Source organism: Vagococcus fessus, from assembly GCF_003987565.1.
In the GTDB taxonomy this organism is placed as follows: Bacteria; Bacillota; Bacilli; order Lactobacillales; family Vagococcaceae; genus Vagococcus_D; species Vagococcus_D fessus.
Map to the genome: position 1 here is coordinate 250,167 of NZ_NGJY01000002.1, position 13,001 is coordinate 263,167.

Annotated in this window: 12 protein-coding genes; 2 read left to right on the top strand and 10 right to left on the bottom strand. The window is 35.8% G+C overall.

Going from position 1 to position 13,001, the window contains the following annotated elements:
• The 3 genes from CBF31_RS05525 to CBF31_RS05535 all read right to left on the bottom strand — a co-directional run bounded on the left by CBF31_RS05525 (position 1) and on the right by CBF31_RS05535 (position 2,649).
• Positions 1-633: an ABC transporter permease gene (locus CBF31_RS05525; protein WP_126831397.1), complete on the bottom strand. Its 633-nt coding sequence runs from the start codon at positions 631-633 to the stop codon at positions 1-3.
• On the bottom strand, positions 633-1,784 hold the full coding sequence (locus tag CBF31_RS05530) for a betaine/proline/choline family ABC transporter ATP-binding protein (protein ID WP_126831398.1): 1,152 nt from the start codon (positions 1,782-1,784) through the stop codon (positions 633-635). Before CBF31_RS05530 ends, CBF31_RS05525 begins: the two co-directional genes overlap by 1 nt.
• Before the next feature lie 133 nt (positions 1,785-1,917).
• The gene (locus CBF31_RS05535) at positions 1,918-2,649 is read right to left on the bottom strand and encodes an acyl-[acyl-carrier-protein] thioesterase (RefSeq protein ID WP_126831399.1); all 732 of its coding nucleotides are present in this window, start codon (positions 2,647-2,649) and stop codon (positions 1,918-1,920) included.
• Between the two features lie 178 nt (positions 2,650-2,827).
• Here CBF31_RS05535 and CBF31_RS05540 point away from each other — a divergent pair, with 178 nt between their 5' ends.
• Entirely contained in the window at positions 2,828-3,478 is a 651-nt protein-coding gene (locus CBF31_RS05540; RefSeq protein ID WP_126831400.1) for a metal-dependent transcriptional regulator, read from the top strand.
• Positions 3,479-3,664: 186 nt separating this feature from the next.
• A complete protein-coding gene (gene zwf / locus CBF31_RS05545) occupies positions 3,665-5,185 on the top strand; it encodes a glucose-6-phosphate dehydrogenase (RefSeq protein ID WP_126831401.1) in 1,521 nt (506 codons plus the stop codon).
• 47 nt (positions 5,186-5,232) lie between these two features.
• Here zwf and ileS read toward each other — a convergent pair whose 3' ends face one another.
• From ileS to ftsZ, 7 genes are all read right to left on the bottom strand, one after another.
• Complete coding sequence (gene ileS / locus CBF31_RS05550; RefSeq protein ID WP_126831402.1) at positions 5,233-8,019, bottom strand: isoleucine--tRNA ligase; 2,787 nt, start codon at positions 8,017-8,019, stop codon at positions 5,233-5,235.
• A gap of 262 nt (positions 8,020-8,281) precedes the next feature.
• Positions 8,282-9,121, bottom strand: coding sequence for a DivIVA domain-containing protein (locus CBF31_RS05555; protein ID WP_126831403.1), 840 nt, complete (start codon positions 9,119-9,121; stop codon positions 8,282-8,284).
• An 18-nt stretch (positions 9,122-9,139) separates the two neighbouring features.
• Positions 9,140-9,922 (bottom strand): YlmH family RNA-binding protein, encoded by a 783-nt coding sequence (locus CBF31_RS05560; RefSeq protein ID WP_126831404.1) that lies wholly within the window; start codon positions 9,920-9,922, stop codon positions 9,140-9,142.
• Positions 9,923-9,957: 35 nt separating this feature from the next.
• Entirely contained in the window at positions 9,958-10,233 is a 276-nt protein-coding gene (locus CBF31_RS05565; protein ID WP_126831405.1) for a YggT family protein, read from the bottom strand.
• Positions 10,234-10,247: 14 nt separating this feature from the next.
• Positions 10,248-11,012, bottom strand: coding sequence for a cell division protein SepF (locus tag CBF31_RS05570; RefSeq protein WP_245977929.1), 765 nt, complete (start codon positions 11,010-11,012; stop codon positions 10,248-10,250).
• A 17-nt stretch (positions 11,013-11,029) separates the two neighbouring features.
• Complete coding sequence (locus tag CBF31_RS05575; protein WP_126831406.1) at positions 11,030-11,713, bottom strand: YggS family pyridoxal phosphate-dependent enzyme; 684 nt, start codon at positions 11,711-11,713, stop codon at positions 11,030-11,032.
• A 12-nt stretch (positions 11,714-11,725) separates the two neighbouring features.
• Entirely contained in the window at positions 11,726-12,997 is a 1,272-nt protein-coding gene (ftsZ, locus tag CBF31_RS05580) for a cell division protein FtsZ (RefSeq protein WP_126831407.1), read from the bottom strand.
• Positions 12,998-13,001 lie beyond the last annotated feature (4 nt).

Genomic DNA, 13,001 nt, shown 5'->3' on the forward strand with positions numbered 1-13,001 from the left:
CTATTCGCCCCTTTCTGTTACAGGCGTCAATTTGTCTTCCAATTTACTGAAAAGAAAATCAACTAATAATGCTAATAGTGTTACTGGAATTGTCCCACCGATAATTAATTCTGGTAAATAGTTGTTAAGGCCACTAAAGATGAAGTCGCCTAAACCACCTCCACCGATATATGAGGCTAATGTCGCCCACGCAATAACATAAACAGCTGACAACTTAACACCTGACATGATCGTTGGCAACGCCGCTGGCAATTCAACCGATAAAATCGACTGCATGTTTGTCATCCCCATGCCTTTAGCCGCATCTTTTAAATCTGGATCTACATTATCCATTCCAATAAACGTATTTCTTAAGATTGGTAATAAACTGTAAATGAACAAGGCAATGACTGCTGGTAATTTACCTACGCCAAGTAGTGGCACCATTAAAGCTAAAAGGGCTAATGACGGAATAGTTTGCAGTAAACTTGCCAATCCAATCACAAATCCTGAAATTTTAGGGGTACGAGTTAAGGCAATGCCTAACGGTACTGCTACCACAATCCCTAAAATCAACGCTAGTGCTGATATAAAAAGATGTTCCCCTGTTTTGACGACCAATTCTTGGCCATGTTCTAATATGAAATTATTCATTAGGCTTCCTCCTTCACAATCGGAGTTGGCTCTTCAATACCCCAAACTGCATCGTAGACGATATCAACAAGAGATGACCGTGTCACGATTCCAACCAAACGATTGTCATCGTCAACTACTGGGACATATTTCAATCCACGTTTTAAAATGCGCTGCATTGTATCTCGAAGTAACGTATCCTTTCTAACAAAGAAGACTTCTTTATTTAAAATATCTCCCATACTTGTGGCAGTCTTACGGTTCTTGTTAATATCTTCTACATCAACAAATCCTTTTAAGACCCCACTACCATCTACTACTAATAACGTATCAACACGTTTTTCTCTCATCAGACCGATACCCTCTGATATAGATTTTTCTGGTGTAATTGAAATCGCTGACTTAAGCATCACTTGCTCAACTGTAGTTTCATCTTGACGTGCTTGCATCAAGCGTTCTTCGCCTAATAAGTTTTCCACAAACTCATTAGCCGGATTTTCTAAAATATTTTCCGGTGTATCAAATTGAACTACCTTACCTTCATCCATAATTAAAATGCGGTTCGCTAATTTAAGAGCTTCATCCATATCATGAGTAACGAAAACAAACGTTTTGCCCATCTTAACTTGTAACTCTTTAACTAAATCTTGTAATGACTCACGTGTAATTGGGTCAAGCGCTCCAAACGGTTCATCCATTAAAATCAAATCTTGGTCTGCTGCTAAGGCTCTGACAACCCCTATACGTTGTTGTTGCCCACCTGATAATTGATTAGGATAACGGTCTAGCATCTCTCGTGGTAGCTCCACTAAATCAATCAATTTATCTGCAATGCGATTACGCTCTTCTTCTGGCCATTTAAGTAATTTAGGCACTAACACAATATTTTCTCTAATCGTCATATGAGGCATTAGCCCAATATTTTGGATAACATAACCAATCTCACGTCTTAATTCAACCGCATCTTTGGTTTGAATATCCACACCATCTATTAAAATCTGACCAGATGACGGTTCAATCATCCGATTAAGCATTCTCATTGTTGTTGTTTTACCACTTCCACTTGTTCCAATAAAGCAAACAAATTCACCTTTATTAAAAGACAGCGATACGTTATCAACCGCTACCTTACCTCCTTTAAACACTTTCGACACATTCTTATATTCGATCATACAAACATCCCCTTCACAAAAAACTTGTCTATATAAACATTATAATGTTAAACGGGTGTATTTTACAAATTATATGCTCATTATTTTCTAATCAAACAAAAAAGACACTTCCTAAAAAGTGTCTTTTTTATAGTTATTTCCAGTGAATATTACAGGCAGAACATGAATTTCCGTCCAGTGTTACCAAATGATTCGAATTTAACTCATCGTTATTTATTAGAGTCGTCTCACAATTTATTTCGTCACCATAAGCCACTTCTTTATCAAACTTAATATTAACTGCTGTTGGTTCATGATTAATTAAAAAGTCATAGCCCAAACCATCAACCATCCAGTCTAAGTATCTAGCATTATTAACATGGCGATTGCTGTCAATATCTGAAAAACGTACGCGATAGGGGCGTACAAGTCGATCATCCCCAGGGGCTTCAATTGGAGTGCCTCGTTTAATTTTTTTGATTTTCTCACACTCATAAGGCGCTATAAGCTCTTCTGGAACACTTGTCATCTTGCGGGTCTCTAGGTCCATTAATACAAATGTTGAGCTCACTGTTAGACACTCATTCCCATTCGCATCATGAATCCAAAAATCACGATAACAAAAATATTTATTATAACTTGTGGCTTGTGTCGTCACTTTAACCTTTTCACTTACAAGTGGCAAACGATTAATCTTAATCTCGTGCTGTGTAATGACCCAACCTAGTCCTAATTGTGTCACATAATCTGTCCCACGATCTAAAGCATCACTTTGAGATTCCGATGTCTTTATTACAACATTTAGTAACATTGGTAAGGTCAATCGTCCTAACACATCACATTCATAAAACTTAATCTCATGTTCTTCTGTAAATTTATTTGCCATCAAACCACCCTAATCTTTTGTTTATTTACTATTTTAGAACAAACAGTTGCTAGTGACAAGCTATACTACTTGTAATAAAAAAAATTAATTCGTTTTCATCCCGTTATTTCTTGTCATTTACATTGCGATAGCTGGCGTATTTCTGATAGAATAGAGAGTGAAAGCGAGGCCGAATATAATGACTCCAAATAAAGAAGATTACCTAAAACTAATTTTTGAATTAGGCGGCTATGAAAAAAAGATTAATAATAAATCAATCGTTGCTGGACTTAATGTTTCTGCGGCTTCCGTCAGTGAAATGATTTCAAAATTAGAAAAAAATGGCTTTGTAAAACATTCCCCTTATCAAGGTGTCCAATTAACAGATGAAGGCTTAAAACATGCTAGCTCACTTGTTAGAAAACACCGTTTATGGGAAGTTTTTTTAGTTGAACACCTAGGCTATTCATGGAATGAAGTTCACGTTGAAGCAGAAGTTTTAGAGCATGTTACCTCATCAGAACTTGCCACTCGATTAGAAACATTCTTAGACCATCCTACCGTATGCCCTCATGGCGGCATCATACCAGGAGAAAACCAAGTTATCCAAGAACTGAAATTAAAATCACTTAATGATTTTGAGGTTAATACTCAAGTCAAGATTGAGCGCGTTATCGATGAAACTGAATTACTTGACTACTTAGCAAGTGCTGGTCTTAACATTCATGATATTGTAACAATTAAAACAATCGGTGCCTATGAAGGTCCTTTGACTCTAATAACACAAGATGACAAAAAAATACACATTAGCTATAAGGCAGCAAACAACATCTTTGTTAGCCCTTGCTAAATATAGGTAGAAAACACCTAAATATCAACCTTTCTCGCAATTTGAGAAAGGTTATTTTTTTTATGAAAAATCGGTTCCTTTACCTTGCGTTCAGAAACTGAAAACGCTAGAATGAAGTTATTGTGGATAGTTAAAACTCACTCAGTTTACTATTCGAAAAATTTTATTTTCAGTTAGGAGTTAGGTATGTCGAACGAACAAATTGCCTTATTCACCATTTTTGGAGGCACAGGAGATTTAGCACAACGTAAATTATACCCATCACTTTTTAGACTTTACCGTAAAGGGTATCTAAAAGAACACTTTGCAGTAATAGGAACTGCCCGTCGTGAATGGACTGACGAGTATTACCGTAACATCGTCTCTCAAAGTATTGCATCATTTAATCCGACAGAAGACGAGCTTGTTCAATTCACTAGCCACTTCTACTATCAATCACACAACGTGACAGATACAGAACACTATACAAACTTAAAAAAATTAGCTGACGAACTGGATACACGTTACGACTTAAAACAAAATCGTATTTTCTATCTAGCTATGGCACCAAACTTCTTTGGTACTATTACAAGTCATTTAAAATCAGAAAATATTGTAACTGAAAATGGCTTCAATCATTTAATTATTGAAAAACCATTTGGGACTGATTTTGAATCTGCTAATCAATTAAATAACGAAATTCGAGAAGCATTTGAAGAAGAACAAATCTTCCGTATTGACCATTACTTAGGTAAAGAGATGATTCAAAATATCTCTGCAATCCGTTTTGGTAATAATATTTTTGAATCACTTTGGAACAATAAATACATCGACAATATTCAAATTACCTTAGCCGAGTCACTAGGTGTCGAAGAACGTGGCGGCTATTACGATACAAGCGGTGCTTTAAAAGATATGATTCAAAATCATACCATGCAAGTCGTTTCACTTTTAGCAATGGAACCCCCTGCTGTATTCACAGAAAAAAATATTCGTGAAGAAAAAGTCAAAGCACTAAATTCTATCCGTATTTATTCAAAAGACGAAGTAAAAGAAAACTTTGTTCGCGGCCAATACGGTGCCGGGACATTAGATGGTCAATCATTTATCCCTTACCGCGATGAAATCAACGTTAATCCAGAATCTGAAACTGAAACATTTGTTGCAGGTAAATTAATGGTTGATAACTTTAGATGGCGCGGTGTGCCTTTCTACGTTCGTTCAGGAAAACAGTTAACAGAAAAAGGAACACGTATTAATGTTGTATTCAAACCAACACCCATTAATGTCTTCCGTTCTGAAAATGAAACAGCCTGTGAAGCAGAAACAATGCCTCCTAACGTTTTAACTATTTATATCCAACCTACTGAAGGCTTCTCATTAACAATGAACGGCAAAGAAATTGGTGATGGGTTTAACATCGACCCAATCAAATTAGACTACCGTCATTCAGCTGAAGCATTAGACAATAGTCCTGAGGCTTACGAAAAGCTTATCTTAGACTGTCTTAAAGGTGATGGGACTAACTTCTCACATTGGGACGAAGTCGCTCAATCATGGCGTATTGTGGACGTTATTCGCCAAACATGGGATAACGAAACACCAGACTTCCCTAACTACGCTAGTGGAACAATGGGACCCCAATCCGCTTTTGATTTACTTGAAAAAGACGGTTTCAACTGGGTCTGGACACCTGATGACTGGTACCGAAAACAAGGTAAATTATAAAATAAAAAAACTTGGAAGAAATTCTTCCAAGTTTTTTATTTTATCTTTTATTCAAATCCAACTTCGACAGCTTCTGGAAAGTTTTCTTCCACAATTGTTGCACAACGGTCACATAATGTTTCTAATTTCTCATGTGAACCTACATCTTCTTTAACGGCACGACAACGGGCACATGTTTCACCCGCAGCTTTTTCAACTAAGATAGACATACCTTCAAATTGAATTGCTTCAGCTGGAACTTCTGCCGTCACATCAGCTACCTCTAATTGAGAAACAATTAATAATTGCTCTAAGTTAGAATCGATTGCTTTAATTAACATTGCCGTCGGTTCACTTGGGAAAATTGTTAATTTCGCTTCAAATGATTTACCGATTAATTTAGCATTACGCGCTTCTTCTAACGCTTTAAGCGCATTGTCACGTAATGTCATAAACTCAGCCCAGTTACTCATTAAAACATCTTGATTAGGGAATTCTTGATACTCAGGCATTTCTGCTAACTGAACATAGCTCTCTTCCTCTTTCAAATGGCTCCAAATTTCTTCAGATGTATGAACTAAGATCGGTGTCATTAATTTAGTTAATGTCACTAATGTTTCGTAGAATACAGTTTGCATGCAACGACGCTCATAGTTATCCTCTGCTTCAATATAAACAACATCTTTAGCAAAGTCTAAGTAGAAAGCTGATAATTCATTGGTACAGAAATTAACGATTGCTTTATACACAGTTGGGAATGAGTAGTTTTCATACCCTTCTTCTCTAATCGTTTTAACTAACTCATTTAAACGAACCATCAAGTATTTATCCACAGAACGTAACTCATCGTATGATACTGCATGAGAGTTTGGTTCAAAATCATTTGTGTTCGCTAATAAGAAACGCATTGTATTTCTGATTTTACGATACACTTCAGAAACTTGATTTAAGTTATCCATATCAACACGTACATCAGACTCAGCATCGACACTGGCTACCCATAGACGGATAATATCGGCACCCATTTGCTTGATAACTTTATTAGGTTCAATTGTGTTACCTAATGATTTACTTTGTTTACGGCCTTTTTGGTCCATGATAAAGCCTTGTGATAAGACTTGTTTATAAGGAGCCACACCATTGATAGCAACACTTGTTGTAATACTTGAATTGAACCAACCACGATATTGGTCAGAACCTTCTAAGTATAAATCAGCAGGGAATGTTAAATCGTCACGTTGACGTAAAACAGCTTCATGTGATGAGCCTGAATCAAACCAAACATCCATGATATCATTTTCTTTTGTAAAGATACCATTTGGGCTACCTGGATGAGTAAAGCCTTCTGGTAATAACTCTTTAATATCACGCTCATACCAGCTATTGATACCTTCTTTAGCAAAGATTTGCGCTACATGTTCTACAGTTTCAGGAGTTAAGATAGCTTCTTCATTTTCAGCATAGAAAATTGGAAGTGGTACACCCCACGCACGTTGACGAGAAATAACCCAATCGCCACGGTCACGAACCATGTTATAAAGACGAGTTTTACCCCAAGGTAATACCCAATCAACTTTTTCTACTTCACTTAAAATTTCGTCTCTGAATTTATCAATTGAAGCAAACCATTGTGGTGTTGCTCTAAAGATAACTGGTTTTTTAGTTCTCCAATCATGTGGATAACTATGGGTAAAGAATTCTAATTTTAATAAAGCATTTTTTTCTGTTAATAACTCAGTAACCATTGGATTAGCTTTATCGTAGAAAATTCCTTCGAAACCAGGCGCTTCATCTGTATAACACCCACGAGCATCGACTGGTGATAAGATTTCTAACCCATATTTTTTACCAATTTGGTAATCGTCATCACCATGACCTGGTGCCGTATGAACTAAACCAGTACCAGCATCAAGTGTAACATGATCCCCAACCATTACTAATGACTCACGGTCGTAGAATGGATGTTGTGCTGTCATCATATCCATGTCGCTACCTTTAATTTCAGATAAGACAGTCACTGTTTCCCAACCAATTTGTTCTGTCACAGTTTCTAACAATTCTTTAGCCACAACAAATTTACGTCCGTCAGCTTCCACAATGTTATACACATACTCACCATTTACTGAGATACCTAAGTTAGCAGGTAACGTCCAAGGAGTTGTTGTCCAGATTACAAATGATGTGTCAGTATCGATTAAGCCTTTACCATCTTTAACTGGGAAAGCAACATAGATAGAAGCAGATTTAACATCTTGGTATTCAATCTCAGCTTCAGCTAATGAGGATTCACTTGATGGTGACCAGTAAACTGGTTTTTGACCTTTATAGATATAGCCTTTTTCAGCCATTTTTCCGAATACACGAATTTGTTCTGCTACATATTCAGGTTGTAACGTGATGTAAGGTTTATCCCACTCACCAGTAACGCCTAAACGTTTGAAGTCATTACGCTGTGTATTGACTTGTTCCATAGCGTATTCTTCACATAACGTTAAGTAGTCAGCACGTGACATTTCTTTACGTTTGATACCTTTTTTAGTTAACGCTTGTTCAATTGGAAGACCATGTGTATCCCAACCAGGAACGTACGGTGCACGGAAACCTGACATTGATTTTGAACGGATGATAATATCTTTACTAATTTTATTTAAAGCATGACCTAAGTGAATGTTACCATTTGCATAAGGAGGTCCATCATGTAATACGAAAGTTGGTTTACCCTCATTCAATTTTTGGCGTTGTTGGTACATTTGATTTTCTTCCCACTCAGCTTGCCACGATTCTTCTCTTACTGGTAAATTACCGCGCATCGGAAAGTCTGTTTTACCCAGTTGTAATGTTTCTTTTAATTTCATTTTTTTCCAACTCCCTCTCAAATTTTATCTATGAAAAAAACACTCCGCCCCATAAAGGGACGAAGTGCTCGTGTTACCACCCAGATTTAGAAAGATTAATACTAATCTTTCCCTCAAGTTATTCGTAACGAGAATAACACGTTAATCACTACTCTAGTTCATGATTAAATCTAGTAAAGGATCTTTCTAAGAGGTAGGGTCTATTGCACTTTCACTATCTGCAACTCGCTTTAAGAATACCTATTAGCTTTTCTGTTTTACTTTAAACCTTTTTACGGTTTTTACGATTCAAGTTCATAGCTTCTTGCATTGCTTTAGAACCTTTAACTTCTTTTTTTTCTTCTTCTTTAACTTCTTCTTTTGTAGAGTCTGTTTTTATTTCTTCTTTAACAGTTTCTACAACTTTGTCAGCTTTCACTTCAACTTCTTTAGTTGCATTATCTTTAACTTCAACTTTTTCTTCAGTTAGAACTGCTTCAGCAGCTGTTTCTGGCGCTTTATTCTCAGTTTGTTTGGCTTCATTATCTAAAACTTTTTTTACTTCTTGGTGGTCCTCACCAATGTAAGCTGAGAATGGTAATAATAAACTATCCCAATCTTTAGCATTAACAATCTCTAACTGAGACTCTAACATTAGAGACAATTTACGGTGGAATTCTTTAGTTTTTGTTTTTAATTCATCTGTTTCTTTAGCTAAAACAGTTGCTCTTGTTTGAGCATTTGTAATAATTTCATTTGCTTTACGTTTAGCTTCAGAAACTGTCGTTTCAGCTTCTTCATTTGAACGACGTAAAATTTCAGCTGATGTTGAATTAGCTGTATTTAAAGTTAATTCTGATTCTTTTTCTGCTGAATCTTTTAATTTATCAGCAGTATCTTGTGCAACAATGATTGATTGGTTTAATGCATCTTTTAATTCGTTGAAATAAGTTAATTTCTCGTTAGCATGTTTTAATGCTTTTTCAGTTTCTTTCTTTTCTCTTAACGTTGCTTCAAAATCTTCAATGATTTGATCTAGGAAATCATCTACTTCATCTTGATTATAACCACGCATTTTGTTTGAAAAAGTTTTATTTTTAATATCGATTGGACTTAATGCCATATTACTTCACCTCATATTTTATTTTCTTAACATTCCTACTTGTAATCTTATACGTTCTTTTTTAGTTTTACCTTCTATTTCTCGGATCTGAATCCTACCAAATCCCCTAATAGATACTATATCCAAATGCTCTAAAAGAAAATCAATTCTACTTATTTCTGTCCAATTAATTTTTACTTTTCCACTTTCAATTAAAAGTTTAGAACGTTGTCTGGAAATGTTGAATGCTGATGCAATAACTGTATCTAATCTCATAGATGTCACTGTCATCATTTCTATTTCCCAACTATCCTTAGGTTCAACCATTTGTGTGTAGTCGCATTCTTTAAGTTTGACTGATAGTTTCCCGATTTTATCTAATTGTGATGTCACATAATGAGCCATTTCTTTTTTTATAAAAAGTTGCCATCTCGCACCATCAGAGATAATATCTCCAAAAAATTCACGTTTCAATCCTGTACTTATTAATGTTCCCAATATTTTACCATGTGATAAACTACCAAATTTTGTTGGATAACTTATTTCATAAAGTTCAATATCAAAATCATCATTTGTTGCTTCATAATAATTAGGGTAAATCAAAACACGTCTTCTCTCTGCTGTTTCATACCCTCCATAAAACATTAATTCTAATTCACCTCTTGCTTTAACAAGAGTTTCAAGAATGAATGCCTGTCTTGGATCTAAAAAATCAGTTAAGTATGGCGTATACTGACTATCTACCTGTTCAATCCAGTTGCCTACCATATCAACAAAAGGATGTTCATCTTTACGAAAATGCTGGTACACATTAACATTCATAGAGTCACACCCTTTCATAGTTTAATTATAACACCTTAAAAAATATAGTATAGTTTCACAATTAATCTTACGACAAACTCTGTCCCGAAATTTAATGCTAACAAGGCAACCATGATAGAAAAGCTTATACCTCCGAAATTCAAGTTAAGACGGTCAAAAATACGTAAATATGGATCACATATTTTAGATAAAAATCGTCCTAATGATGAATCATAGGCTCCAGGAAACCAGGATAATAGAGCATAAATAACAAGTGCTCCTGAATATAATTCAGAAACTAGACGAATAAAACTAATCAAATTGATAATCATGCAACCACTTCCTTCTAATACTCTTTAAATTGTGTTTCTAATAAGCTCTTAGCTGTTGCACTATCAATTTCTGTATTTGGCGGTGTACAAATAAATATTTCGCCGCCCAAACGTTGAATGTCACCATCTAAAGCAAATACTGCACCTGTAAGGAAGTCAACAATCCTTCTAGCTTGACTCTCATCAACTAAATGGAAGTTTACAATCGCAATTTCATTTCTGAAAATACATTGAGCAATAGTTTTTGATTCTGTATATGTTCTTGGTTCTAAAATAGATACTTTTTTCACAATATTGTCACCCGATGCCTCTGATTGAGTTTTTTTAGCCATAGCTGGTCTTTCTGATTTAACTGAATCAACACGTACATTTTCATATGTTTCTTCAACTCTAGCAGATCGTGTTGGTTGAACAGGAGTTTCTTGAGTAGCTTGTGCTTGAACACCCTCTTGAGGTAGTCTTACATTCTCTCTCAAAACGTCATCTTGGTAAACTGGTGCTGTTTTTACCGGTTTGGTATTCTTTTGTTTACCTTTTGCAGCCTGACTAATACGTGACATTCTCGTCTCTCTAATCGCTTCTTCTCTAACTGGAGCTTCGGCATTTGGAACTGGAATACGTGTATTTTCAGCTACAATATTTGTTGTTTGTTGCTGTCTATTTTCTGGAATTTGGCGGTGGTTAAATTGCGGATTTGTTTGCATTTCTTGATCTTCAGCAAGACCAAAGAAATCCGTCATTTTCTGAAACTTCTCCTTCGCTACTGTCACAAATGTCATTTATATTTCCCTCTACTTTATATATAGTCTTTGAAAAAAGCTGTTCCTATTCTAACATAAGTTGAACCTGATTTTATTGCAAGCTCATAATCATTGCTCATCCCCATACTTAATTCAGTACAAGGGGCATGGTCTAATTCCAATTCTCTGATTTCGTTGCATTTTAAAGCTAATTCGTCAAAATAGTATTTAATTTCAACTTCTGTAGCATCTTTAGGAGCCATTGTCATTAAACCAACAATTTTAATTTTATCATACTTTTCAATACTTTTGATAAACTTAATTGTATCTTCTATGATTAATCCATGTTTCGACTCTTCATTTGACACGTTCACTTGAACAAAACACTTAATTGTTTGCGTTGCGTGTTTTTGAATTTCTTCTGCTAATTTCAAACTATCCAAAGCATGAAAGTAATCAATTGAGTTGATTACTTTCTTTACTTTTCTACGTTGTAGCGTTCCAATTAAATGCCATTCAATCTTATTCTCTTGAAAATAAAGTTGTTTTTCTAATAAACTGTCTACCCTATTCTCTGCAAATTTATTAACACCTAGCTCTAGCAATGGTGCCGCAACTTCAGAACTAACAGATTTAGTCACTGCAAGCATTGCCACGTCTTTGGTATTACGACCAACTGATTGGCACGCTTGATCTATAGTCTTCTGAATACTGCCGACGTTTTTCTCAAGCTTACTCAATTCAGTCAACTCCTATCTTTTTCTACGGAAAAATGCTGGTGTGTTTAATTCTTCATCATCTTGTTCTGATGCTTTAGAAAAACTATCAAATTCTTTTTTTTCTATTTTTTCGTTTTGAGGTTCTTCTACACGACCTCTATGATTTGGTTCACGTCTGATATCCCAATCACCAAAGGCACTTTTTTCTTCTTCATGTGCATCAGGCACTACCGGATCCATTGAAACTGTTGGTCTTGATAGTGGCTCAGTGACTGATGAATTAGTTGTTGATTGTGTTAATGGTGTTGTTTGACGTGTTTGAGTACGAGTGCTTTTAGATTCTCTTCTTGTTGGGTCGATTCCTGTAGCGATAACTGTTACAACAATTTCATCTTTAAGATCTTCATTGATAGATGTACCTAGGATAATATTTACATCACCATCAGCAGCATGCGTTACAATATCAGACGCATCTTGCGCTTCGAATAATGTCATATCTAATCCACCCGTGATATTTAATAACACTTGCTCTGCGCCAGCTATTGATGTTTCTAATAATGGTGAAGAAATAGCTTGTTTAGTCGCTTGAATAACACGATCTTCACCTGTTGCAGAACCAATACCCATAAGAGCAGTTCCTTGGTTTTCCATAACAGTTTTTACATCAGCAAAATCCAGGTTTACGTAACCAGGTGCTGTAATTAAATCTGAAATCCCTTGAACCCCTTGTCTTAATACATTATCAGCTTCTCTGAAAGCTTCTAAAATAGGAGTTTTTTTATCTACTACTTCTAATAAACGGTTGTTTGAAATAATTAGTAATGTATCCACATTTTCTTTTAAATCTGAAATACCTTCGGCAGCATAGCGACCACGTTTTGGTCCTTCAAAACTAAATGGACGTGTCACAACACCTACTGTTAAAGCACCTAATTCTTTAGCGATACGAGCAACCTCTGGAGCAGCTCCAGTACCAGTACCACCACCCATACCAGCAGTGATAAAAATCATATCTGCTCCGCTTAAGGCATCTTGTAACATTGTTTCACTTTCTTCGGCAGCTTTTTTACCAATTTCAGGCTGCGAACCTGCTCCTAACCCCCTCGTATACTTAGGTCCTAATTGAATAACTGTTTCTGCTTTACTATCTTTAAGCGCTTGAACATCAGTATTAGCAACGATGAACTCAACACCTTTAACATTTTCTTCGATCATACGATTAACAGCGTTACCACCGCCACCACCGACACCTATTACTTTGATTACTGCACCACTATCCATAGTGCTATCTATTGAAAATTCCATATTT